A 26153-nucleotide genomic window follows, 5' to 3' on the forward strand; every position below is an offset into this window, starting at 1 on the left:
AGTAACCGGAGCAACCGGAGAAACAGGAGTGACCGGAGCAACTGGAGCAACCGGAGCAACAGGAGCAACCGGGGCAATAGGAGCAACTGGAGCAACTGGAGCAACTGGAGCAACAGGAGCAACAGGAGCAACCGGCCCTACAGGAGCAACCGGAGCAACTGGAGCTACAGGAGCAACCGGAGAAACAGGAGCAACCGGAGCAACCGGAGCAACAGGAGCAACCGGAGCAACAGGAGCAACCGGAGCAACAGGAGTAACCGGAGCAACCGGCGCAACTGGAGCAACCGGAGAAACAGGAGTAACCGGAGCAACCGGAGCAACAGGAGTGACCGGAGCAACTGGAGCATCCGGAGCAACCGGAGCAACCGGGGCAATAGGAGCAACTGGAGCAACTGGAGCAACAGGAGCAACAGGAGCAACCGGAGCAACAGGAGCAACCGGAGAAACAGGAGCAACAGGAGCAACAGGAGCAACAGGAGCAACCGGAGCAACAGGAGAAACTGGCGCAACTGGAGCAACTGGAGCAACAGGAGCAACAGGAGCAACAGGAGCAACAGGAGCAACGGGAGCAACCGGAGCAACAGGAGTAACCGGAGCAACAGGAGAAACTGGAGCAACAGGAGCAACAGGAGCAACAGGAGCAACGGGAGCAACCGGAGCAACAGGAGTAACCGGCCCTACAGGAGCAACAGGAGTAACCGGCCCTACAGGAGCAACCGGAGCAACAGGAGCAACCGGAGCAACAGGAGTAACCGGAGCAACAGGAGAAACTGGCGCAACTGGAGCAACAGGAGCAACAGGAGCAACAGGAGCAACAGGAGCAACAGGAGTAACCGGCCCAACAGGAGCAACAGGAGCAACAGGAGCAACAGGAGTAACCGGCGCAACTGGAGCAACCGGAGCAACGGGCGATACCGGAGTCTTGAACTTTGCAGATTTTTTTGCGTTAATGCCTTCTGACAATGCAGCGACAGTTGCTCCTGGTACAGACGTAAGCTTTCCGCAAAACGGTCCTTCTAGTGGGACTGCTATTGCCCGAACAAGTCCCAGTACATTTAACTTATCTGCAACTGGCACTTATCAGGTGTTGTTTCAAGTAAGTGTGGACGAAGCGGGTCAATTGGATTTGACACTAAATAACGTAGAGCTACCCTATACGGTGGTCGGGCGAGCAACAGGTACTTCACAAATAATAGGAATGGCTCTTGTACAAACGATAGCTGCCAACTCAATACTCACTGTAAGAAATCCTGCTGGTAATGCTACGGCACTAACCATAACTCCTGTCGCAGGAGGAACAAGGCCTGTTTCAGCACATCTTGTTATCACGCAACTCGGCTAGAAAATCAAAAAACATGCCAAAAAGGCGAAGTCCGGAGCATTTACTCGTGGACTTCGTCTTTTAGCCGTCATGCTCGACGAGGTTGCAGCACCCGCCGCTGATCGCCGTGCTCTCTCAGCTTACGCCTCTGCCGCGAGCTCCGCGTGCGGAATTCCGTGCCGCTGACTATCAGCTTCCGCACGGAATTTTAACGTAGCTCTTCGGCTTGCCTAGTTTGCCGGAGAGCCTCATCGATCAGATGAGTCGCAATTTAAATAATAATTTCAGAGTAAGAGTCACACGTATACCAGGAACTATTCTGTGAAAATTATCACTCAGAGCGAGCGAGGTAATAGGCATATTCCATCGGTCTGCTGTAGATGATGTCTTTGTCTTTAAACCAACGAAGGTCGTTGAACATGCTTTTCTGGGGTTTCCCGTTAAGTTCGATGATCCATAGCTTTCCTGCGTCATCTAAAGCAAAATCAACGCTCAATTCGCCCAATGAACCCATATGAGTTTCTGCTGTTTGTGCAGCTGCTGCACTTATTTCATGAAGAGATTGGAGCATCTCATTTGTCTTTTCTGGACTAAATAAGAGGTGGAAAATTTCCGCGGCGTCATAAATGAACTCGCAAACACTCGTGTTGAAATAATCCTGATAAGCTACTCTGCAAGCGCTGGTGGAAACCGTCCATTCACCCCGAATGTCTTTTTGAACAAGGACTCGAATATCGCAATAACGATTATTCAGATGACGTATGCTAACTCCCTGCTGAACCATATAGTTCCCTGATCCGAGAAGCTCATCTAACTTTTCCGCAATGCTCTCATTCGCTCTGCATATATATTTTGGAGCTAGGGCGTTCAGGGAGATATGTGTATCCCCTGTAGTCGTTTGCTCGATACGATAGACGGATTTCCCTTTAAAACCGTACGTAGGCTTAATATATACGGTTTTATATTTCTCTATTACCGATGATACGCTCACATCATTGTATAAATAAGTGTCTGGTATATAGGCGCTTAGAGATGACTGTTTCAATAGGTTATGGAGATCCCATTTGTTAAAGAAGTTGATAGTGTTGAAACATTTGTTCCTGCCAATCACGTTCTCCAAGCGTTGAATGGTGATTGTTTTCTTGTTAAAACTGCGATTATAGACGACATCAGGAAAAACAAACAGTCCTTGTTTCCATAAGCCCTTATTTAAGCTGAGTCCATGGATACGTTCTTCCTCCCAATCAATATCCGCCGGGGTAAAGGCAAAAAGCTTCATCTTCAATTTGTCATACCGCTGATAGAGTTTCAAAATACTTTTTCTATTGTTTCTCTCGGTTACTAAAATCCCTACTAACGGTTGACTCTCCAATCTATCCACTCTCCCAGTCTTCGATCGCTAGTACTATTAAATGCTGGAGTGGTAGTTTTGATAGGGACAAAGACATAATAGGTTGGAAAAATATACAATAATTACCACCCATTTTTAAATATGTAGGCAACTACTCCCATCCATTTGCCGGATGATGAATATGATGAAACAGCTTTACTTTACTAAATAAGGAGACGAGACTATATGGGGAAACATAACTGTCCTCCGGGACCTCCGGGACCGGAAGGACCGAGAGGGCCACAAGGACCTCCAGGGCCTCCGGCGGAAGGGGCGCAATTGCTTCAAGGACTTGCCGGAGCAATAGGAGCAGCAGGACCCGCAGGACTTGCGGGAGCGCTTGGACCAGCTGGATTAGCAGGACTGGCAGGAGCAATTGGGGAGGCTGGACCTGCAGGTCTGGCAGGTCTGGCTGGGGCACTTGGAGCAGCAGGGCTTGCCGGAGCAACTGGACCAGCGGGACCAGCAGGACCAGCAGGACCAGCAGGAGCAGCGGGAGCGGCAGGACCAGCGGGTCCTGCAGGAGCAGTAGGTGCAGCAGGACCGGCAGGACCAACAGGATCCACAGGGGCTGCGGGAGCTGGAGGATTGATTCCGTTTTCGACGGGGATCATCATTAGCGGTGCTACAGTGGTATCGGCAGCTCCGATTTTAATGGGCTTTGGCAATCACACGGTTGAAGTTATTGACGGTTCCGGAGAATCAACCAGTCCACCCGAAGCAGGTGGATTTGCTTTCCCAATTCCATTCGCGGGTACTGTTCAAAATTTACAAATCAGTGCAGATCTATTGGTTGCTTCTGTGGTTTCCATAAATACGCTCGGCCTTCAATATGATTTTACAGTATTCCTCGCACCGTCAGTTCCTAATAGCGGGATTGATCACAGTGCTTCACCTTACGTGACAACACCGTTAACCAGTTCAGTTCGATTCGGATTTCCGAATAATATCATTACAGCGGGCACTTTCCGTGCCGCAACGAATATCAATTTGGGACCATTAGTAGTTGCTGCAGGTGATCGTATTGGGATTCGTATAAGGACGCTACAATCGACAGATCCCTCAGCAGCAGATATCACGCAACTCTCATTTAGCGCCACTCTGTCGTATACGCCTTCTTAAGTAAGAATGTTAGAGTCACAGGCTATGCTGGAAATTTCATCGTAGCCTGTTTTGCATGCAGCAATGCATCGGTCATTGAAGTAGCTGCAAGGGTGAGTACGCCATAAAATTGAAATGGGTGATGGATTGGGTAACATAGGCAGAAAACTAGAGGCTTCTCATGAGTTCACCGAACTTGTGGGATGCCTCTTTTTTCATTGGTTTGGTGACGTGCAGATACACGTTCTTGGTTGCATCGTCGTTCTTATGGCCGAGATGAGTACTCTCCATACGAGTTGTGTGCGCAGAAGAATTTTCCAGTTAGAATTGGGCATTCTATTTATGTTATAGTGATTAGATTGTCTAGGAGGATGATAAATATGAATCAAAGTAATGAGTTGCCGCCCAAAACATGCTCGATAGAGCGATTGGTAACGGTTAAGCCGGACGTAGAGAAAGTGATAGCAGGCATTAAAACAGCAACTCGGCGTAATGGGCGGTATGCCGATGTCGGAGAAATCATGGAGCTTCAAGGGCACCGTTTCGTAGTTGAAAAGGTGTATTCGCAATCGCTTGGTGAGCTCACCGATGAGCACGCCAAGCAAGAAGGGTACGAGAATGTAGAAGCCTACAAGCAATCGATCTTATCCTATCACCCCGGTATGCCATGGCTGCCGCATATGCGTGTATGGGTGCATGAATTTAGTCAGGTACAGGAGTAAATAGAAGGTGGGTTTCTGGTACTCTTTGCTGCTCTATATACATATCCTTAGCGCGATTATGTCGATTGGACCCTTTTTTATTTTCATTCCCGTGATGAAGAAGCTCCGGACGGCAGAAGCCTTAGAGCAGAATGCCTATCTGAATACGTTCCGATCCGCTATACGTTTGGCGAAGCACGCAGGCCATGTGTTGGTTGGTTCCGGAATCTTGCTTGTTCTTGTGGGCTCGTGGTCTTGGTCGACATCCTGGATCGTCTTGACGATCCTGCTCTTGATTGGGTCCTTACTCTTCCTGGCTCGCGCATTCTCTCCGAAAATACGGAAATTCAATGAACCGGGCCAAGACAAAGCAATCATCATTCGATTGCTTGCTCGGTCGCTATGGATCTACCTTGTGCTCCTGCTTTGTATGTTGGCATTTATGGTAGTGAAGCCTACCTTCTGGTAATGATAAGCGCCGCCCCTTGACTGCTTCCGATTATTAGGAGGCAGTCTTTTTCGCCGTACTTTCTTTTCCCTTGTTACCTGCCACCAAATGTGAGTTAATAGAAGTGCCAAGCTGACTATTCTCGTGAAGGGAGGCCGAATGCAAGGATCCTTAATAGGTAGAAAAATGGAAGTAATGACTCTAGGGAGGGACCGAGAGCATGAACGGAATTCACCTGAAGGAAAAGTCGGCAATAGTAGAGCGTTCGTCTTATTCCATTACGGCCGATCTTGAGAGCGGAACCGTATCGATTATCGGCAACGAGAAGTGGGAGCTTCGAGACTCCTACGCTTATATAGAAATGTTCGGTGAAAGAATTTATACAACCGATTATGAAAGCCATGCGTTTGCGGAAGATCGCTCTGGGGCCATTGAGGATGATTTTGGAAGCGGTATCATGCTGGTTATCGAGCATCGCTCAGCCGGACTGCCCATATTGCGCCAGATCTTCCGCTCCTATGATCACTTGCCTTACTTGTTTGCGGAACTGGAAGCAGAGTCTGCTGGGGAAATTAGGAGCAACCGTATGGCTCCCCTTGCGGTCAGCCAATATCGGACAGGCGAGCTTAAGATTGCGGGCGCAACGGATCTGAAAATGCTCTACGTTCCTTACGACAACGATAGATGGACCCGTTATGGCTCTCATTATGTGCATGCGGCAAGGGAAAGCTATGAGGTTACGGCACTCTACGAATCCGGTGATCGCAGAGGCGTGGTTGCAGGTTCGGTTACACATGAGCTGTGGAAAACCGGCATTACAATCAAGGGCACACTCGGCGGTATAGACGCTTTCGAGATTTACGGAGGTGTGTCGAGCGAGGAAACGCGGGATTCCCTGCCGCATGGTGAAGTGGTAGGCAGCAGCATCCGTTCGCCGCACATATTCCTAGGGTATTTTGAAGATTATCGGGACGGTATGGAGAGCTTCGGAGAAGCGAACCACAAGGTGTCTCCTGCCATGCCGTGGGATGGCGAAATTCCGCTCGGATGGAACAGCTTCGCTGCGATTGGAGGGGACCTCACGACAGATGTATACTTGAATGCCTCCGATTTCTTAAAGGAAATGACAGATAAGCACGAAGTCCATCAGAACGGTGTCGTTTACTTGAATCTAGATGCCTTATGGAGCCGTTGGCCGGAGGAAGAGCTCTTGGCTACAGTGAAGCATGTGAATGCTAACGGACAAAAAGCCGGCATCTATTGGGCGCCGTTTGCTTTCTGGGAGTTTTTCGAAGATCGCAATGCAGTCGTTCCAGGAACGAACGGCCAATATATAATAGATGACCTGTTGTTGCGGGACGACGATGGGAATACGCTGCCACTTCTGGACCGAGCCTTACCGATCGACCCGACGCATCCGGGAACGCTCATGCGGATTAAGTATTACATGGACAAGTTCAAAGCATGGGGCTACGAGTACTTGAAGCTGGACTTCCTAAGCCATGCTGCGATGGAGGGCAATCACTTCCGCAGCGATATTACGACGGGAACTGCCGCTTATTACATGGCGATGTGCTACTTGCGTGATTGCCTGGAGCCGCAAGGGGACGAGAAGCGAATTTTCATTAACTTGTCGATTGCTCCGCTGTTCCCATACAATTTTGCACATAGCCGGAGAATCTCCTGCGATGCGTTCGGCCTGAATAAGGACAACGAATATTTATTGAATTCCATTACGCATGGATGGTGGATGAACCATCGCATCTATGCATACAATGATCCGGATCATACGGTCATGTACAAAAGCTTTCAGCAAGGCATATCGAGTCTGAACGAGGCGAGGAGCCGGTTAAACGCCACCGTTATCGGGGGATCCGTACTTCTGCTTAGCGATGATTTCCGCAGAGACGAAGCAAGGACTCGAGTAGAAGGTTTGCTCGCCAACCAAGAAATCGTGAGGTTAGCAGGCAGACAGCTCACTTTCCGTCCGGCCGAAGAAGTCCACGGCGAGCGAAGCGCTCATATCTTCACGGCATCGAGTCCGGGTGAGAATGCCGTTTACGTAGCTTTATTCAATACAAGCGAGATCGATACGGTTCGCAAACGGGTTTCCTATAAGCAACTACAGATTGATGCGGGGCTTGTTGAAGGAATCGATAACTTATGGACGGAGACGTCTCTCTTGTCCTGGGACGAAGAGGCCGTCGTGTGCGAGCTCTCGCCGATGGACTCCACGCTGCTCCGTGTGCGGATGAAAGTTTAGACAACGCGAGAACGAGAATAACTAGACTACTTCCTTCAGGAGGTAGTCTTTTTGATGAATATCGAGTACAATTCCCATGACTAGTATGGAAATTATCTATCCCGAAAGGGCGTGAATTGCACCGTGTTGGAAACGGAAGCTACACTACGGCAGCCTTCTTTTACGAAATTCTGGGTTTCGCGAACGTTATCCTCGACTTCCTTCCAGATGCTCTCGGTTGCGATTGGCTGGCAGATGTATGCACTGACGCATGATGCCTACAGCCTTGGGCTCGTGGGATTAGCACAGTTTCTGCCGATGATGCTGCTGACGTTAGTTGTCGGGCAGGTTGCGGATCGCTACGACCGGAGAAAAATCGTTTTCTTATGCCAAATCATCGAAAGTGGTATTGCTGCGCTGCTGCTCGTTGGGAACCTAGCCGGATGGCTTGGGCGAAATGAGATCCTGGTAGCTGCAGCGATTCTTGGTTCTTGCCGAGCATTCGAGGGTCCTTCGTCTTCATCGCTGCTGCCGATGCTGGTGCCAAAGGAACTCATGCAGAAAGCGATCGCCTGGACAACCTCTACCGGACAAACCTCTCAGATCATCGGACCGACCCTGGGCGGTGTTCTTATTGCGGTGGGACCGGTATTCGTCTATGTCACAGCGGCAGTGGCACTATTAGTTGCCGGGATTCTTACATTCCTCATCCGCATGGAGATCATAGTCAGGAAGCCTGAGCCGGTGACGGCCAGCTCCATCTTCTCCGGCTTAGTGTTCGTCAGACGCAACCCGGTTATCTTGGGAACGATATCGCTTGACCTGTTCGCCGTTCTTCTTGGCGGCGCGACAGCGCTGCTGCCTATTTTCGCGGAGGATATTTTGCATACGGGTCCACTGGGATTAGGTATCATGCGGACGGCTCCTGCCGTTGGCGCGCTGTTGATGTCCATTACGCTAGTCTATTACCCCTTGAGGAAAGCGCTCGGTCCGATTCTGTTCGGAGCACTCGGTGTTTTTGGATTAGCTACCATGCTCTTCGCGGTATCGACGAATATCATGATTTCGCTGGTTGCCTTGCTGCTTATCGGGGGTTCAGATGTCATCAGCGTGGTCATTCGTTCTTCTCTTGTGCAGCTGCAAACGCCGGATGAGATGAGGGGCCGCGTGAATGCGGTAAACTCGCTCTTCATCGGAACCTCTAATCAGTTGGGAGAGTTTGAGTCGGGCACGCTTGCCGGCATGGTTGGCCCGGTCCAAGCCGCATTCATCGGGGGCATTGGCACGATTGTGGTAGCAGGCCTGTGGATGGTTCTGTTTCCGTCGCTTAGACGGCTACGATCTTTAACTAATGAATAAGAGGCTTCCTATGAGTTCATTGAACTTGTAGGAGGTTTTTTATTGTTTGCATTCTATTTATGACGAATTTTGTCGAAATATATTCAAACATTGGGCGGCTAACGCTATTAAGATAGCAGCTAAGCAGCAATGGATGAAGGGTTATCCGAGCGGAAGCTTCAAGCCGGAGGCTCGCGTTACTCGTGCTGAATTTGTTCAAGCTCTCTACAATATCTACAAGTGGGAAGCGAAAGACGGCACAACATTCTCGGATGTAGATGGACATTGGGCGGAGCAAGCGATTGCTGCAGCAGCGCAGCAGGGCATTTTGTCCGGTTATCCGGATGGAACCTTCCAACCGGATCAACCGATTACCCGTGCGGAAGCGGTATCCATCTTCAATAAACTGCTCAGCCGCGAACCGTGGATGATTGAAATTCCAGCGAAGTGGACAGACGTTACAGCTGATTATTGGGCCTATGACGATGTAATGGAAGCGTCCATTTCGCATGTTTATGCGGCTTATGAAGATGGTTGGGAAGACTGGCTGTTGAAATAGGATTAGCTTGAAATAACGTACAAGAAGAGCAGTCGATTCGATCTGAATCGGCTGTTTTTTTCAACCTTGCATTAATCCGCGGCAGCGGGTAGGATGATAGAAGCCAACATCAGGAAGAGGGTAGAAACAAAATGAGTTATAACCATTCGGAAGACGAAATTATCGACTCTATTGAGCGACTGCGGGAGCTGGTAGGCGTTCCGCATGAAGCTGTTGTTAAGAAAACCATCGACCATATCGATGATCATGTCCGTAATTATTTGGCCCAATGTCCGCTGTTTTTTCTCGCGACGTCTAACGCCGAAGGCCAATGCGATGTATCACCGCGCGGCGATCAGCCAGGGTTTGTGAAGGTATTGGATGATCATACATTAGCTTTTCCTGAGCGAATGGGGAACCGACGGGTTGATTCGATGATGAACCTGCTGGAAAATCCTCGGCTTGGCATGATTTGCATTTTGCCTGGGATGAATGAGGTGCTTCGCATTAACGGAACGGCGCGCATGGTCTATAACGAGACCTTGCAGCAGAGCATGGCTCTGAATGGCAGACCTCCGCAATTCGCAGTGAAGGTAACTGTTGAAGAGTGTTTCGTTCATTGCCCGCGGGCGCTGAATACGTCGAGCTTATGGAAAACGGAAACATGGCTTGAACGTGAGCAGTTCCCTAATATACAACGGATGTTCGAGGATCATATTACGAAGAACGGCTATGTGATTGAAAAAGAATCCGAGTAGCAGCTAGAAATACAGAGATACAGCCGTCTGGTTTGCACTCTATTCATTGCGGCGACAATAGAGTATAGGGGGAGGAAGCCACCTATGCTCTTTTCTGCTTTGAAGCCCATGATTGTGAGTATCGGGAAAGAAGCCTTCGACAATGAAGGTTATATTTTCGAGCCCAAATATGACGGTTGGCGCATGCTCATTCATAAGCAAAACGAACGAATTGAAGCCTATACACGCTACGGAAACCTTGTGACAGCCAAGTTTCCCGAATTGAAGGAAGCGGCGTCCGCAATCAAGGCGGACTCGGCTATTTTGGATTGCGAAGGGATTTGTATGCGCGGGGGACGGCCCGTGTTTGATGATTTCGCGTATCGTGGGAGGCTAAGCCATTCTGCAAGAATCGCACAAGCGACGCTTACGCATCCGGCAACTTTCGTGGTGTTTGATCTCTTATATACGGATCGAGCACATGTGCATGAACCATTGCTGCAGAGGAAGGAACGCTTAGCCGATGTCGTGTCCGATTCACAGGTTCTCACGAAAACCATGTTTGTCGACGGGAGGGGCAAGGCCCTGTTCGCGATGACGAAAGAGAAGAACATGGAAGGCATCGTCGCGAAACGGAAGGATTCCAGCTACCAACTGAATAAGACATCGCCGGATTGGTTGAAAATCAAACATTTCAAGTCCATTGACACGGTAATTCTCGGTTATCGGACAGAACCGTTTGCGCTTGTCCTCGGACTTCACTTCAAGACGATTAGGAATAAGCCTGTAGGAACCGTTGAATTTGGCATCAAGCCGGAAGAAAAGCAGGTATTCCTGGCGATCGCGCAGCAGCTCCATACCGCGGCAAATCAACAAACGCAGTGGATCGAGCCGCGCTTGTGCTGCCGAATCGATTATCTGGAGCGAACGGATATGCATCAGCTGAGAACTACGATTTTTAGAGGGTTCCTGGCTGATAAACAGCCGGAGGAATGTGTTTGGGATTATGATTGATAAGGGAATGCGTATGTGATAAAAGAAGCCAACCACAGAACAATCGTGGCTGGCTTCTCTTTGTTAATGCATATTCTATGTAACAACGGTCGGTGCTTTTCTATGCACTGTGCAGCCTCTCGTTTCCAATTATAGTTACATTTACCTATATTTTTTAATGTGGCAGAATATATGGGTCGTAACTACTAGAAACATATATACGCTGCAATTAGCGATCAGGGAGGATATTTATGATTTATATTTTGTTGCTTCTAGTATTAATCCTGGCCATCATTAATAAATCTCCAACTATTAAAGGTATTATTGGAGAGAAATCCGTCATACGTAAATTGAATAAGTTAGACAAGACGAAGTATGAAGTTATTCATGATTTAACTATTCCCTCAACATCAGGGAGAACCACGCAAATCGATCATGTGGTTGTTTCTATTTATGGTATTTTCGTTATTGAAACGAAAAACTATCGAGGCTGGATTGTTGGAGACGAGCGATCTGAATACTGGACACAGGTCATTTATAAACGTAAGGAAAAATTGTACAATCCTTTGCGGCAAAATTACGGACATATTCAAGCGATCGCTTCGTTGTTTCCTGATGGAGATAATCTACCGCTAATAGGAATCGTTAGCTTTAGCGGAAGAGCTGATTTAAAAGTAAAGACTTCGCAAGAAGTTGTTTATGCTTCCAAGCTCGTTCGAACGATAGAGAAGCATAATGATGTCGTTTTGGATATGCAGCAAATAGAACATATTGTAGCGGTTTTGAAGGCAAGTCAGTTGAATGGTAAGCAAGTAAAGAAAGAGCACGTGAAAGCCATTAAAGAGGTAGCGGCTACAAAACAAAGAATGGTCACAAACAATTTATGTCCCAAATGTGGTAGTGAGCTTGTCGAGCGCACAGGAAAGTACGGAAAGTTTAAAGGCTGCAGTGCCTACCCCAGATGCAGGTATATCCTCAAGGGATAGCGAAGCATGTAATAACGCTAAAGATTAGTCCAGGAAGGGATGTCTTACTGTGGAAAATAATCGTAACTGGGCAGGGAACTTCAAGTACAACGCCTCGGAGGTTCATGTTCCTGAAACTGTAGAACAAGTACAAGCGTTAGTTGCTCGCAGCAATCGAATTAAGGTGCTTGGTACACGCCATTCGTTTAATTCAATCGCCGATACGAACGGATGTCATCTCTCGCTGCAGAAGCTGAACCGAGTGGTCGAATTAGATCGCACGAACAATAGAGTAACGGTGGAAGCGGGAATTCGGTATGGAGAGCTGTGTCACTATCTTCATAGTAACGGTTATGCTCTGCATAACCTGGCATCGCTGCCACATATTTCGGTTGGAGGCGCGGTAGCTACAGCAACGCATGGTTCTGGGGATTTGAATGGTAATCTCGCAACAGCGGTTTATTCCTTAGAGATAGTGAAAGCGGACGGGGAGACGATAGTGCTCGCTCGCGATCGAGCGGATGGAGTTTTCGCCGGGGCGGTCGTTGGGCTTGGGGGATTAGGCGTAGTTACGACAATCACACTAGACGTGGTTCCAGCCTTTGATATGAGTCAGGTTATATACGAAACTTTGCCGCTGGTGCAGCTCGAGAACCACTTTGACGCGATCTTCTCCAGTGCCTACAGCGTGAGTTTGTTTACAGATTGGAAGTCATCGTCGTTTAATCAATTGTGGATGAAGAAGAAACAATCAGATGCTGCCGCGGCGATGATAGCGGAACCTGAGTTTTACGATGCGACGCTAGCGGAATCGCATCTGCACCCAGTGCCTGGCGCCTCTCCAGTGAATTGCAGCGAACAGATGGGAATCGCAGGACCGTGGTATGAACGGCTGCCGCATTTCCGCATGGACTTCACTCCGAGTGCGGGAGAGGAGCTGCAAAGTGAGTATTTTGTTCCGCGTAAGGATGCTTATCTTGCTTTGTGTGCGATTAACCGCCTGCGTGAACAGATATCGCCGTTCCTTCATGTTTCTGAGATTCGCACAATTGCCGCAGATAATCTGTGGCTCAGCCCTTGTTTCAAGCAGGAGATGGTGGCCATCCATTTTACATGGAAGGATAATTGGGAGGCCGTTCAACAATTGTTACCGATTATAGAAGAGCAGCTTAAACCATTCCATGCTCGTCCTCACTGGGGGAAGCTATTCACCATGTCGCCAGCCGAGCTGCAATCCCACTACGAGAAGTTACCTGACTTTCAGCAGCTGCTTCGCATCTATGATCCGGAAGGTAAATTCGGCAATGCATTTATAAACCAATATATATTAGGGACGTAATTTTAGTTGTTCCCTAGCATATGAACATGAAGCTGCCGGCTAAGTCGGCGGCTTTTTTTCATGTTTATAAAAGGACGAACTATAGAAATTAACTATGAGTGACGCAGAGCTCAACAGGTGCAGGGTGTTCTACGGTGCTGTGCTGCCGTGCGGAATATTCTAACGAATCGTACAGGGCTTATTTGCCCGAAAATAGCTCCAAAAAAGTTCTAACGAACCGTGGAGGTCTTATTTGACGGTTTTAGGGAATTTTTGGGCCGATTTTTCTAAATAAGACCTCTACAATTCGTTAGAACTTCGGGGGCTCAAATTGGGCCAAATAAAGCCCCTGCGGTTCGTTAGATTTTCGGGAACCCGCAATTCGGCCAAATAAGGCCCTACAGTTCGATAGATTTTCGGGACCCGGTACGAGAGGGGGAGAGGTATGGCAATGTTCAGCTCGGCACGAGGGAGGTGGCATGCAAACGTTCAGCGCGGCGATCGTTGAGTCGTACAGGTTTTAACCGCCATGCCATCTTTGTCATTCATCCTAGATATTATTTGTTATATATATTATAGTAAATATTAAGAAGTTTACATCATGTGATCACCCATCAACCAACCATTCGTCCCAATAGGAGGAGATCCATTGAAAGGCAGATTTATATTTACTCTATTCGGTTCCGTAATTGTCGTAGCTGCTGCAGCCGTCACCACTTATTTTGCTTGGCCTAGTAAAGGGGAGGGGGTCCATTGGCCGAAGGGGCAAGCGTTGCCTTCGTTCGAGGAGCCGGCGTCAACACTCGATCTAATGTACACCACAGATAACTTCTATTACCAGGCGGAAGATGCCTCGTTAGCGCATAAAACCGGCAAAGCAGACGGAGATGGCTGGCTAGCCACAGCCGGCAGTGATGCGCCGAATGTTCCGATGCTGGACATTGTGAATCAAACGAACATGCCGGCCGGGGAGAACAAGGCGATTGTAAACATGCAGGTGGACAGCTTTGCGAATGAAAATGGGGTTGTAGCTAAACTGGAGGTGCTCGATCAAGAAGCGGGTACGAGTCTTGCTTCGCTTGATATATCGAACTGGGATTTCAAGCTGCCGAATGCGTCGCAGAGCTTCGAGCTCCCTTTTACCGTCTCGGAAGATGGGCAAGCTCTTGAATTTCGGGTGCAGTGGACCGGCAAATCCACTGTAAAGGTGTTCGACATCGGCATTTCCTGGGCACTTCGCAAGGATGAGAACCTCGTGTTCACTTCCTTGAAAGGTGTAGTCAATAAAACCAAACCTCGCTTGTACGCTTTCACCGATAATGTGAATGGTAGCACAGGTACGTCATGGCTGACCTCGCTCGGTCTTGCCTACAAAGAAGAGAAGGATAACTGGAAGCTGCTCGATAAATATCGCTCGGAAGTAAGCGGTATTGTCGTGTATGACGACAGCCAGCCGGATACCATCAATCTGGCAACGACGATTGCCGGCTTGAAGGACGGAATTGTGGCACCTCCGGCACTGGTGGAGAAGCTGACGGGAGCTCCCTACAACCTGCCCATACTGGAGGATTTGCGCGGTGATTTCACATCAAAGCTGGATGTATATGAATATATGCTGGAGCACTATTGGCCCAAAGTTACGCACCGCGTTATTATCGGCCTCGACCCAACGCTTAAATCCTATCTCAGAGATTACGCAATGAATCTCACAGCCGCTGTCGTCTGGCTTAATCCGAAAGAGCCGAAGGAAAGCGAGCTGCTCGATAAATTTCTGAAGGATATGCCTTACGGAAGCGGGCTCTATATGGGCTGGTGGCCGGATGAAGGTGAAGGAGTGAAGAAGACCTCCGACTTCGGATTAGCTACCGTCGCGAGCGACTACTCCTCTAATCTAAGCGTGTTTAGCGGAACCTCGCGCGAGATTACGGTACCTGAACTGCCGAAGAAGCCGCCGCTGGAAAATAAAATCTACGTGTCGTTCATTCTGAGCGATGGCGACAATCTGCAGTATATGGAGCATTCTTTCAAGAAATTCTGGGATACCCCTGACCGAGGCGAGGTGCCGCTGGGCTGGACAGTTTCGCCGCTAATGGTGGATACGATGCCTGGTATCCTCAATTACTTGTACCAAACGGCAACGCCTAACGATGCGTTAATTTCCGGTCCTTCGGGGATGGGCTATACGTACCCGAACTTCTGGAAGGACGGAGAGGGGCTCGACAGCTTCGTCACCCGCACGAATGATTATATGTCGCGAGCAGGACTTAGGGTGTTGACCATTTGGAACTACGTGAAAGGGGAGATCACGCCGGAGGCTGCCAATCGTTTCGCAGAGCATGCACCTTCGCTGCTTGGTTTTACCTCCCAGTTTGGTACCGGCAAGATCGAAGTGTACAAGAATGAGCTTCCGGGACAAGAGCTGAACGTCTCTTATGGCAGCGCGGAAAGCGACCTAACCAATGGAATTGAAGCAGCCGTTAAGAAATGGGATGGCAAATCTCCTGTTTTCGTAGCCATACAAGCTAATCCGTGGCAGGTATCGTATCAGAATTTCGTGAACGCAAGGGATCAATACTTGTCCAATAAAGATGTTGTGTTTGTACGTCCGGACACGTATTTCCAGCTGGTTCGTGAAAGTAAAGGTTTGCCAATTGAACCCAATTTATCGACTAAATAAGTCATTGACAACATATAATATATCAAAGTATTGTATTTATTATATTAAATAAGTTATTAACTTGGGTTGGGAGTTATCCATGATGCAGAAAGAGCGACAGCCGCTATATCTCCAAGTACAGGAGCATTTTAAGAAGCTGATCGGTTCCGGGGCGCTGACGATTGACGAGAAGATTCCTTCCGAGAAGGAATTGATGGTCGATTTCAATGTGAGTCGGATCACAATTGCCAATGCATTAACCCAGCTTGCCAAGGAAGGGTGGATTTATCGGATTCCGGGCAGGGGCAGCTTTGTAAGCAAGGATATGCCTTTCGTTCCCGAGGTACCTCCTTCCCCAACTGAGAATCTGCCGGCAATAACGGAGATTGTGCGCGAGAAACGGGGGATCGCCGAACGTGAGCGTCCGCTCGGTAAGCGGATGATCGGGTTTATTATCCCGTCGCTGGATGATTATTTTGCCCTTCGTTTGATTGAGGGGATGAACAAGATTATGAGGCATAGCGATTATTACTTGGCCGTCATCTTAACGAATCATTCCAATGCATTCGAGAAAGAAGCGATTGTTCAGCTGCTGGAGAAGGATGTAGCCGGTCTGATCATCTTCCCGATTGATGCCGAAACGTATAATGAGGAGATCCTGTCGCTCAAAATGAGTCAGTTTCCGTTCGTGCTCATTGATCGGTATTTGCCGGGGGTAGAAACGCATTTCGTCTGCTCGGACAGCAGGCTGGGAGCGCAATTAGCGGTCTCCCATCTATGGGAGCTTGGCCATCGGAACATTGCGATCTGCTCGGACTCGCCGCTTCCGACAGTGACGGTTGAGGAGCGGATTGCCGGTTATGTTGAAGCGCTCAAGCAAAGAGGAGCGATGATTGATCCGGCGCTCATTCTGACGGAGCTTGTCATCGATTATGATCAGAAGGACGATGCTCATGCATTGGCTCGCTGTCTCAAGAATGGTCAAGCAACCGCTTATATTACGTTGAATGCGAAGCTCGCTCTCTACATTTCCGGGTTGGCCCGCAGTATGAAGCTGAATGTCCCCGGACAATTGTCGATCTTATCATTCGACGATCCGTCTTCGGAAGTGGACAGCCAGGAATGGTATACGCATATCGCGCAATCGGAAGAAGAAATCGGCAGCAGGGCGGCTGGTATTCTGACTGATTTGCTGGACCGTCCAAACGATGATGAAGGGTATCACAAAATCGTTCTCGAACCTAAGCTGGTCGTCGGTCAATCGACCGGACCTGTCGTTCAGTACGCGAAGGGCCGGAAATAGTAGGTTTCATATGCAACCTAGGCAGGCCGCTTTCTCCACGCAGGAGGAAGCGGCTTTTTCGCATGACTATTATCATCTAGCGTCTCTGCTCGAGCGGTATGATTTTAACAAATTTTATGTAACTTCTGCTTGTAATGTATATTGATATTATAGAATATATACGATATATTTAATTTACATTGTAAGCACTTACAGCACAGGAGAAAGGGAATTATTCGGAAGCGAAGGAGGATACGGGTTATATCGAGTATAGAATTACGCGCATGGCCGGCATTCATTTGGATTCCAAATTATGAACGTATTGGAGGATGAAAATGAGAGTAAAGAAATGGATTGGTTTAGGACTGGCAGCCGTCATCATTGCCTCAGCATCTCCGCTTCCGCTTCTCCCGACTTCACCTGCAGCAGCAGCCGGGCTTACTTGGCCATCGGGTCAAGTGCTTCCTTCCTTCTCGGCCCCTGCATCCACGCTTGATCTGATCGATGTGAGAACGGATGATGTCGAATACAAGTATGAAGGGGAAGGTGCGGCGGTCGGACATGCGACAGGTCACTTGGATGGCGATGGCTGGCTGGCACAGACCTCGATCGATGCGCCTAATCTCAACATGATTACCGGACCTAATGTGACCACGATTCCTACCGGAAGCTACAGTGCCTTCTATGATTTGAAAATCGATAATAATACGGCGAACGATGATGTCATGGTAACGGTTGATGTCAGAGACAGCACGAGCGGCGTTGTATTAGCGAGCAGAAGTATTACACGGAAAGAATGGAGACAGGCGTCTGTCTACGAGCGGTTTGAAGTTCCTTTCACCAATGCGACTGCCGGGCATGCGCTCGAATTCAGGGTGTTCTGGCACGGTGGCGCTTATATGAAAGTCAATAGCGTAGGCGCGAGGCCTTTGATCAAGGAAGAAGAAGCGGTGCTCTTCACGACGCTCAAAGGGCTCGTCAACAAAACCCAGCCCCGGATTTATACATTCGATAATGCGGTTAACAACGAGGAAGGCAAGTACAACTGGCCGAATTCCTTGGGACTCGGTTATGCCGATGTGGCAGACAAGTACACGCTTATTACCAAATACAGAAGCGAGATTAGCGGGATTGTCGTATATGATGCCGCGCTTCCGGATACCGTGAATCTGGCGACTACAATCGCATCGCTTAGTGGCGGCATTGTCGCGTCGCCAGGCATGGTTGCGAAGCTTACTGCAGCACCTTACAATTTGCCGATTCTTAATGATTTGCGCGGCGATTTCACGACCAAGCTGCAAGTCTATCAATACTTGTATACGAATTATTGGTCACTGGTCACGCATAAGCTCATTGTCGGATTGAACCCGGGTATCAAAGGTTTTCTTCGTGATTATGCCACTGCGGTAGGTGCGGCTACGATATGGCTGAACCCGGCAATTACAGCTGAGAATACATTGCTTCGCCAATTCCTGGCTGACATGCCCTATGGCAGCGGGATCTATATGGGCTGGTGGCCGGATGAGGGCTTAGGCATTCAGACCGTTTCCGAATATGGCGTGTCCACGATTGCGAGTGATTTTGCATCCAATTTGACGGTGTTCGGTGGTACATCCAGAACAGTCAACGTGAAGGGCACTCCCAATAAGCCGCCGCTGGAGAACAAAATCTATATTTCGCTCATCTTGAGCGATGGCGACAACATTCAATATTTGGAGCATCGCTTCAAAACGTTCTGGGATCATCCGAATAGAGGGACGGTGCCGCTCGGCTGGACCGTATCTCCGGCCATGCTGGATGCCATGCCGGGCGTACTGAACTATCTGTACAACACGGCCACGCCGAATGATGAATTGATTTCCGGACCGACGGGTATCGGTTATACGTACCCGAATTACTGGGGGAATCAGACCTATCTGAACAACTATGTGGCGTTGACCAACGATTATATGAACCGTGCGGGCCTGCGAGTGCTTACGGTTTGGAATCAAATCAATGGCGCAACGAATGCAAACGTAGGGAACAGCTTTGCTCAATATGCACCTTCACTATATGGTTTGACAGCTCAGAACGCAGGTGGAGCCATCACCGTGTATGACAATACGCTACCTAGCCAAGGGCTCAACGCAACGTATTGTTACTCGGAGGCGTCGATCATTTCCGAAATCAACGGAGCCATCTCAGGCTGGAACGGAACGTCGCCTCGCTTCGTTACCATTCAGTCGAATCCATGGGAAGGCATCACGTATCAGAGCTTTATCAATGCCGTCAACAACTTCAGCAGCAACAGCAACATCGTATTCGTTAGACCGGACACGTACTTCCAGCTCATGCGGGAAAATAATCAGCTGCCGATTGACCCGGCTGCCGTCGTGAAGAAGTATGAAGCGGAAACCGCGTTCTCGCATACGGTTGGCCGTGCGAGCGGTAGTGACTGGAGCGCGAACACAACCCAAGATGGTTCCGGCTTCATGATGTGGGGGCCGTATGACAATACGCTTCCGGTCGGTCAACTAACGGCTTCGTTCAAGATGAAGATCGATTCCATTACGGGCGTAAACGACAATGTCGTTACATTGGATGTTCGGGACAACTCGACCGGACAGACGCTCGCCGCCCTCGACGTGTACCGGAATCAATTCAAGGCGAACAATGCGTATCAGGATTTCAGCCTGAGCTTCACTAATCCAACCGGAAGTGCGCTGGAATTCAGGGTGAATTACAAGGATAAAGCCGCTATCAACGTCGACAAGGTTGCAGTAACAACCAGACTTGGCAAATATGAAGCGGAAGGCACTGTAGTAGGTCATGGACTCGGACGCGTAAGCGGCGACGGCTGGCAGGCGAGTCCGACGCTGGACAACGGAGGGCATATGGTTTACGGACCGTATGATACCCAAGTACCGATCGGCAATCGTCAAATAACATTCCGCCTCAAGGTAGACAACAACACGCTGGACAACTTGAATGTCGCCAAAATCGATGTCTGGGACGCACAAGCGGGTGCTGTTGTGGCACAGGCGGACATTACGAGGCATCAGTTTACGGCGGCTAACACGTATCAGGATTTCAACCTGACGTTTAATCAGGCGCTTAACCGTAAACTGGAGTATAGAGTGTACTTCTACGACGTAGCCACGATAACGGCCGATCGAATTACGATTAATTAGGTCTGCGCTGCTGTAGAGAGAAGAGAGAGAAACCCGCGGTTATGAAACCGTCGGGTTTCTCTTAGGTTTCGGGGATGATTTGAGAGCGAAATCCGTGGAGCTTGTTAGCATCCGCAAAGTTTCGCTCTATCATTTCTTTGCGTTTACGGTAAAGTCGCTTGCGGGAATTACTCTGCCGGTTAGCCTCGCTTGTTCCTTGCTATCTTCCCGGTTGTGGCGGGTAACTACCTTACTCTTATTTTGAGTTCCGACAGCCGCTTTATTGTCTATACATCATGAACAAAAGTCTAACGGTTGCCAGCGTGGCTATTTCATGCAAATAAGCCTTTTTGAAATTGTAACGGTTGTGACAGAAGCTATTTGCACCAGATTGGTCGATTCCTAGCGGAAAACGATCAAATAAGCTCGCTGGCAACCGTTAGAAAATAAAAAAGGTGAATTTATGCCGAATAGCCACTGTCACAACCGTTAGAGTTGGAAGCGACAAAGCATGCGCTCAAGCGATCATCTCGAAGGTGCGCAACTCGACACACGGAGAAACCCACGGTAATGAACCCGTCGGGTTTCTCTTTTTGTTTCGCTAGGAGTGTTCACATTATTTAACATGATCATTATATTGTTTGAAACATCAGTTTTCGAGACAAAATATCTAATAAATTGCATAAATGTTTGGTTATGGGTGGTACGTATTTTTTATTAGGCGCGCCATGTCAGGTTACTTTATAATCCAGATTGTTTATGATATATTTGATATAAAGGTACGTGCGGTGAAATAAATAGATAATGGGGGATTGGCTCATGAGTCAGGATAGAGAGCCTCTATATATTCAGATTCAAAATTATTTTAAGGACCTGATTATAACCAGGAAGCTGGTAGAGGATGATAAAATTCCGACAGAGAAGGACCTTATGGATCAGTTCGAGGTCAGTCGGATTACGGTTGTTAATGCATTGGCGGAGCTGGCGAAGGACGGCTGGATCTATCGCATACCGGGTAGAGGAAGCTTCATCAAAGGCATTCCGGAGACGCATATTGCGACAAGTACAATGATTGAAACGCCTGTGCCGAATCGTGCGACATACCGGGCTAAGATTGGTTTGGTGTTTCCGTTCATCGGCGATTACTTCGCGATCCGGCTGCTTCATGGAATTACGGAAATGCTGGAAGCGAGCAAGTATTCCGTGGTGGTCATGTTCACCTACAACTCCAAGGAAATGGAGAAGGAAGTCATCCGTGAGCTGAAGAATAGCGTGGACGGATTGATTATTTTCCCGGTGGATGCCGAAGTCTACAACGAAGAAATTATCGCGCTGAAGATGCAAAATTATCCGTTCGTGCTAATTGATCGTCATCTGCCTGGCGTCGAAACGAATGTCGTATCTTCTGATAGTGTCCAAGCTTCCATATTGGCGGTTGATCATCTATGGAGTCTGGGTCACCGGAATATAGCGATCTGTTCGGACTCTCCGCTTATGACCGTATCGGTGGAGGAGCGGATTCAAGGCTACAATGAAGCGCTGAAACAGAAAGGCGCGCTCATTAACCCGGCGCTGATTCTGACTGATTTCCATGTTAATGCTTCGCAAGGGAGTGTAAATACACTATTTACTACGTCAAGCGAGAACCAAACCATATTGAACCAGGATCACCCGCTGTATCGTTTTATCAAGAACCGGATGGCGACGGCCTACATTGCGCTGAACTGTGCGCTCGGCGTCCACATCTTAACGATTGCCAAGCAAGTCGGACTGCGCGTACCGGAGGATATCTCCATTGTTACCTTTGATAACCCGAGTCCGCTGCTGGACGAATTCAGCCTGCTGACGCACATCGACCAATCCGAGCAAGAAATCGGCAGAGAAGCTGCTCGCTTGTTGCTGCAAGTGATTGACAATAAAGGCAAACAGCCGAGCTACAAGAAGATTGACCTACAACCAAGCCTTGTCATTCGCAAAACAACAGGTCAGTTAAACTAACAGGCACCCTGCACAAAAGAAGGACCGACAACGCTGTGGATGTAACATTCACAGCGCTGTCGGTTTTTTTTATAAATTTCAATTGACTATAATGATATAATTAATATAATTTATATTATAGAGGTTAATATATGGAATGTTACGTGTGAGACGAGGGGGACAGGGGTGGTAACCATAAAGTCATCTCGACGCAAGTATGACGCATGCATGGCAAGAGCTGCTGCACAACGGCCGGATATTTACATATCGGATACTGACGATGACGTATGGCTGAAGGATTTAGAAGAGAATTGAAACAAATCTAAGATGTAAGTGATAAAGATGACAGCTGGACGTTTAAGGAATAGGGAACAAAGTTCGCTTTCCGCTGATGATTATTCCCATAAAGAGAGATTCGCCTGAAGAGTTATTCCAGCGAGTAAGCTGTGATTTGAAACAAGAAGTACAATAATTCGACATAGGAGGCGTGTGAATATGGAGAAAAGCAGTTTAACTGTAAGCAGTCAAGCTTCGCTGCAAAACAGTGCAAATGTGAGCAGTCAGTCAACGCTAAAGAAATTCACCAAGAAACACCGAGATGCGATTATTGCCACGGTTATTTTAGGTCCAATGATATTATGGTGGCTTGTCCTCTCCGGTTTCCCGATTCTATTCGGCTTCTTGCTTGGATTCTTCGAATGGATCGGCATTGCCGGCAGTCCGAAGTTCGTTGGAATAGATAACTACATTCGATTCTTTCAAGATCCGTTGTATTATGAAGCGCTCTGGAGATCCATATGGATGGGCGGCTTGGTAACGGTAGTTACCTTAGCGGCAGGTTTCGGAGCTGCGATGCTGATGAACATGCCCTTGTTCGGTAAAGGGGTATATCGTTCCGTCTGGTACATTCCGGCGGTTACTTCGGCAGTTGCAACAACCCAAATTTTCAACATCCTTCTGGATACGAATAACGGTGTCATTAATAACTTTCTGAAATCGATTGGCAAAGAACCGATTGTATGGCAATACTCCGTGTTCTGGGGTGTGTTCTGGATCGTCGTGTACTCGGTCTGGAAAGGCGTAGGCGGTGCGGCGCTCATCTGGCTTGCCGGCCTTCAATCCGTTGACCCGACGTTGTATGAAGCAGCGGAAATCGACGGCGCCGGCCGTTGGGGGAAATTGGTCAATGTCACACTGCCTGGTCTGAAACCGATTGCAACCTATATCGTTATTACCAGCTTGATCGGTGCGATTCAAATTTACGAGCAGGTCTTGTTTATGACAAACGGCGGTCCGTACGGACAGACAGAAGTGCTCGTGTTCCGTATTTATCGTGATGCATTCTGGGATTTCAACATGGGAATGGCGGGAGCCTCGTCGCTTGTAATGGCGGTTGTTGTATTCGCGGTAACGGTGCTCTATTACCGCTGGTCAACGAATTCGGACAGAAGCAATACAATCCCGTTGAAAAGGAGGAAATAAACCATGGCAGCAACAGCAGGATTTCGTAAACAAGTCGCGGTTCAATTAAAGCCAACTCATTTATTCGCGCATATCGTTTTGTTCGGTGTCGGCCTTGTATTGTTATATCCTTTAGTATTTATGGTATTGGCGGGCTTCTTCAGCAGAGCTGAATTCACATCATCCGTATTAGGGCTGCTCCCGATTCCGAAGGAGCCGACGCTGCGAAATTATTTGGTCCTGTTCTATGGTTCTACGGAAGCGGGGGTACAGAAATATTTTATTAACTCCTCCATTCGAACGGTTTACAACACATTCTGGGCATTATTGACCTCCTTCCTGGCGGGGTATGTATTCGCTCGGTTGAAGTTTAAGGGGAAAGATCAGTTGTTCCTGTTCTTGCTCGGTACACAAATGATTCCGGGTACGATTGCATTGATCCCTACTTATTTGGAGTATGCAAGATTTCCGTTTGCCGGAGGCAATCATATCTTTAATGGCGGTACGGGCATTCTGGATACTTGGTGGGTGTACCTCATCGGCGGGCCGAGCATCAATATTATGGGCGCGTTCCTAGTCAAACAGTCGATTGAGAAGGTTCCGTTTGAATTGGATGAAGCGGCAAAAGTGGATGGTGCGAGTACGCTCCGGATCATATTTCAGCTATTGTTACCGCTCCAGCTGCCGATTATGGCATATATAGCAATTACGACAGCGCTTGGTACGTGGAATGACTTTGCAACACCGTTCTTCTATACATCAACAGACTCCCTGCAGACGCTTCCTGCCGCGATTACGAGATTGTCGTCAGCTGCAGCCGGCCCAGCCGGAATACCGAACTGGCCGCTCATTATTACGCTTGGGCTTGGCGCAACCATTCCTGCCCTATTGATGTTCTTTTTCTTCCAGAAGTACATTGTGCAAGGGTTGGCCAACACGGGGATTAAAGGCTAAAATAAATCTAAATAACATATTGAATATATTATATTAGTATGTTATATTTCAGATGTAGCAAATAGTCATCCACAAATGGAGGGGTTCATGTGAAATTATAAAAGACCACAACCTTAATGGGAACAGCGCTATTAATGGTTGCTCTGACGGCGTGCGGCGGGAATAACACCAATACCGCAGCAGAGAATGAGAAACCAAGCAACACAGCGACAACAGATGCAACGAATGAGGCGGACAATACAACAACGGAGAATACGCCCGCTGCTGCAGAACCTGTTACACTTACTGTATTGAATGAAGGCGCTGTCGGCATTGGCGTGGGCTTAGTGGATGAATTGTTAGTTACGAAAGAGAAAGAACTGAAAGACGGCGGTACAGATACAAGCTATACGCCGGGCAATCAATTCGAAGGCGGAGCATTCGGTCTTTATTATCAAAAATTCATCAGCACGCAATTGAAAGAGAAAAATATTAGCGTCAAAACCGAAGACTGGGGCTGGGGCGAGCCGCTGATCCAGAAAGAAACAGCAGGCTTCCTGGCGAAGAACATTCCGGACATCATCGTAGGCGAAACGCAAATGCCTGGTTTTGCTCAACAAGGATTGCTTGAAGCGTTCCCGGATGATATGGCAGCAGAGATTCGTGAGAAGCTTGCTCCTGCAGCGTGGAAACCGATGGAAATCGACGGTAAAATTTATGGTTTGGCATCACAGCCGGGCGTAAGCAGCTTGTTCTGGAACAAGAAACTGGTGAAAGAAGCCGGCTTGGATCCTGAGAAAGCAATTACGACATGGGCTGAGCTTGTAGACAACGCGAAGAAAGTAACGGATGCAGGTAAAGGCAAATTCTACGGCGGCGGCGTATATGGCGCTCCTAACTTTGGCGGATACCTTCGCTACGGCGCTCTGGTTGCAATCAATGGCGGAACATTTGCCGATGCTAACGGACAACCGACCTTCAATTCCGATGCTAACGTTGAAGTTGTCGAGCTGCTAAGAGCACTGAATGCTAACCACCCTAAAGGTCTGATGTTGAATAACAACGAAGGTACATACTTCGATGCTTGGAATAAAGGTCAACTGGCCTACTTGATCGATGGCCCATGGCGTGCGCAAGAATGTAAGAATGTTGGCCTAGAGTGCGGTATGGCGCCGATTCCATTGTCGCCAAACGGCAAACCGGGTAACGTAACGATCGGAGCTGCATTCCACTCCGTTCCTGTAGATGCTAAGAATAAAGAAGCGGCATTTGATTACATCAGAGCGATGTATGGCAAAGATGTTCAACAGCTTATTGCGGATTCCAACACGCGCTCGCCAATTCTGAAAGAAATCGCAGAGTCGGATGACTACAAAACGAAGCATCCGGAAATGTACCTGCACTATCAAGCGATGATCGGCAATGTTCAAGGTCTTCCAACCTTCTCCAAAGACAACTCGAAGGCTTGGCAAATCTTTGGTGATGCAGCAGTGAAATCGCTTATGACAGACGGCGACATCAAAGCCATTCTGGATGACGCTCAGAAGAGAGCGGAACTGGTAACCAAATAAATAGAAACAAAGACGCAGAGGACTGTTTTTGT

Annotated in this window: 19 protein-coding genes and 3 pseudogenes; 19 read left to right on the forward strand and 3 right to left on the reverse strand. The window is 48.4% G+C overall.

Translation table 11 applies throughout. The features are described from left to right. A pseudogene (locus AC0YNS_RS27020) lies at nucleotides 1-1342 on the forward strand (collagen-like protein); the annotation flags it as partial. Nucleotides 1343-1652: 310 nt separating this feature from the next. Here AC0YNS_RS27020 and AC0YNS_RS27025 read toward each other — a convergent pair. Further along, nucleotides 1653-2693, reverse strand: a complete 1041-nt coding sequence (locus tag AC0YNS_RS27025; RefSeq protein WP_475784042.1) for a YheC/YheD family endospore coat-associated protein — start codon at nucleotides 2691-2693, stop codon at nucleotides 1653-1655. 204 nt (nucleotides 2694-2897) lie between these two features. On the opposite strand from AC0YNS_RS27025, the gene AC0YNS_RS27030 reads away from it, so the two are divergent. Further along, entirely contained in the window at nucleotides 2898-3833 is a 936-nt protein-coding gene (locus AC0YNS_RS27030) for a hypothetical protein (protein ID WP_475784043.1), read from the forward strand. A gap of 147 nt (nucleotides 3834-3980) precedes the next feature. On the opposite strand, the pseudogene AC0YNS_RS27035 reads toward AC0YNS_RS27030, so the two are convergent. Continuing rightward, nucleotides 3981-4088 (reverse strand): annotated as a pseudogene (locus AC0YNS_RS27035) (tyrosine-type recombinase/integrase); the annotation flags it as partial. Between the two features lie 95 nt (nucleotides 4089-4183). Here AC0YNS_RS27035 and AC0YNS_RS27040 point away from each other — a divergent pair. The 12 genes from AC0YNS_RS27040 to AC0YNS_RS27095 all read left to right on the forward strand — a co-directional run bounded on the left by AC0YNS_RS27040 (nucleotide 4184) and on the right by AC0YNS_RS27095 (nucleotide 20200). Continuing rightward, the gene (locus AC0YNS_RS27040; protein WP_475784044.1) at nucleotides 4184-4534 is read left to right on the forward strand and encodes an ASCH domain-containing protein; all 351 of its coding nucleotides are present in this window, start codon (nucleotides 4184-4186) and stop codon (nucleotides 4532-4534) included. Between the two features lie 58 nt (nucleotides 4535-4592). Then, nucleotides 4593-4982: a hypothetical protein gene (locus tag AC0YNS_RS27045; RefSeq protein WP_475784185.1), complete on the forward strand. Its 390-nt coding sequence runs from the start codon at nucleotides 4593-4595 to the stop codon at nucleotides 4980-4982. 199 nt (nucleotides 4983-5181) lie between these two features. Beyond that, nucleotides 5182-7224 carry an alpha-amylase family protein gene (locus tag AC0YNS_RS27050; RefSeq protein WP_475784045.1) on the forward strand — a complete coding sequence of 681 codons (2043 nt, stop codon included), beginning with the start codon at nucleotides 5182-5184 and terminating at the stop codon, nucleotides 7222-7224. Between the two features lie 123 nt (nucleotides 7225-7347). Next, nucleotides 7348-8562 (forward strand): MFS transporter, encoded by a 1215-nt coding sequence (locus AC0YNS_RS27055; protein ID WP_475784046.1) that lies wholly within the window; start codon nucleotides 7348-7350, stop codon nucleotides 8560-8562. 46 nt (nucleotides 8563-8608) lie between these two features. Further along, entirely contained in the window at nucleotides 8609-9100 is a 492-nt protein-coding gene (locus AC0YNS_RS27060; protein WP_475784047.1) for an S-layer homology domain-containing protein, read from the forward strand. Between the two features lie 131 nt (nucleotides 9101-9231). After that, the gene (locus AC0YNS_RS27065) at nucleotides 9232-9837 is read left to right on the forward strand and encodes an MSMEG_1061 family FMN-dependent PPOX-type flavoprotein (RefSeq protein ID WP_475784048.1); all 606 of its coding nucleotides are present in this window, start codon (nucleotides 9232-9234) and stop codon (nucleotides 9835-9837) included. An 84-nt stretch (nucleotides 9838-9921) separates the two neighbouring features. Continuing rightward, entirely contained in the window at nucleotides 9922-10830 is a 909-nt protein-coding gene (locus AC0YNS_RS27070) for an ATP-dependent DNA ligase (RefSeq protein ID WP_475784049.1), read from the forward strand. Nucleotides 10831-11060: 230 nt separating this feature from the next. Continuing rightward, a complete protein-coding gene (locus tag AC0YNS_RS27075; RefSeq protein ID WP_475784050.1) occupies nucleotides 11061-11795 on the forward strand; it encodes an NERD domain-containing protein in 735 nt (244 codons plus the stop codon). A 49-nt stretch (nucleotides 11796-11844) separates the two neighbouring features. After that, nucleotides 11845-13113: an FAD-binding protein gene (locus tag AC0YNS_RS27080; protein ID WP_475784051.1), complete on the forward strand. Its 1269-nt coding sequence runs from the start codon at nucleotides 11845-11847 to the stop codon at nucleotides 13111-13113. 628 nt (nucleotides 13114-13741) lie between these two features. After that, the gene (locus AC0YNS_RS27085; RefSeq protein WP_475784052.1) at nucleotides 13742-15769 is read left to right on the forward strand and encodes a GxGYxYP domain-containing protein; all 2028 of its coding nucleotides are present in this window, start codon (nucleotides 13742-13744) and stop codon (nucleotides 15767-15769) included. A 79-nt stretch (nucleotides 15770-15848) separates the two neighbouring features. Further along, complete coding sequence (locus AC0YNS_RS27090) at nucleotides 15849-17051, forward strand: GntR family transcriptional regulator (RefSeq protein WP_475784053.1); 1203 nt, start codon at nucleotides 15849-15851, stop codon at nucleotides 17049-17051. Between the two features lie 314 nt (nucleotides 17052-17365). Next, a complete protein-coding gene (locus AC0YNS_RS27095; RefSeq protein ID WP_475784054.1) occupies nucleotides 17366-20200 on the forward strand; it encodes a GxGYxYP domain-containing protein in 2835 nt (944 codons plus the stop codon). 85 nt (nucleotides 20201-20285) lie between these two features. Here the strand turns inward: AC0YNS_RS27095 and AC0YNS_RS27100 are convergent. Further along, a pseudogene (locus AC0YNS_RS27100) lies at nucleotides 20286-20446 on the reverse strand (transposase); the annotation flags it as partial. A gap of 552 nt (nucleotides 20447-20998) precedes the next feature. Between AC0YNS_RS27100 and AC0YNS_RS27105 the strand changes: the two are divergent. The 5 genes from AC0YNS_RS27105 (at nucleotide 20999) to AC0YNS_RS27125 (ending at nucleotide 26121) form a co-directional block, all read left to right on the forward strand. Beyond that, nucleotides 20999-22177 carry a GntR family transcriptional regulator gene (locus AC0YNS_RS27105; protein WP_475784055.1) on the forward strand — a complete coding sequence of 393 codons (1179 nt, stop codon included), beginning with the start codon at nucleotides 20999-21001 and terminating at the stop codon, nucleotides 22175-22177. Nucleotides 22178-22342: 165 nt separating this feature from the next. Beyond that, nucleotides 22343-22471, forward strand: coding sequence for a hypothetical protein (locus AC0YNS_RS27110; RefSeq protein WP_475784056.1), 129 nt, complete (start codon nucleotides 22343-22345; stop codon nucleotides 22469-22471). A 180-nt stretch (nucleotides 22472-22651) separates the two neighbouring features. Then, the gene (locus AC0YNS_RS27115; protein WP_475784057.1) at nucleotides 22652-23638 is read left to right on the forward strand and encodes a carbohydrate ABC transporter permease; all 987 of its coding nucleotides are present in this window, start codon (nucleotides 22652-22654) and stop codon (nucleotides 23636-23638) included. A 3-nt stretch (nucleotides 23639-23641) separates the two neighbouring features. After that, the gene (locus tag AC0YNS_RS27120) at nucleotides 23642-24571 is read left to right on the forward strand and encodes a carbohydrate ABC transporter permease (protein WP_090983414.1); all 930 of its coding nucleotides are present in this window, start codon (nucleotides 23642-23644) and stop codon (nucleotides 24569-24571) included. Nucleotides 24572-24687: 116 nt separating this feature from the next. After that, on the forward strand, nucleotides 24688-26121 hold the full coding sequence (locus tag AC0YNS_RS27125) for an extracellular solute-binding protein (protein ID WP_475784058.1): 1434 nt from the start codon (nucleotides 24688-24690) through the stop codon (nucleotides 26119-26121). Nucleotides 26122-26153: the final 32 nt, after the last annotated feature.

This window comes from Paenibacillus sp. J22FR21 (assembly GCF_056269135.1).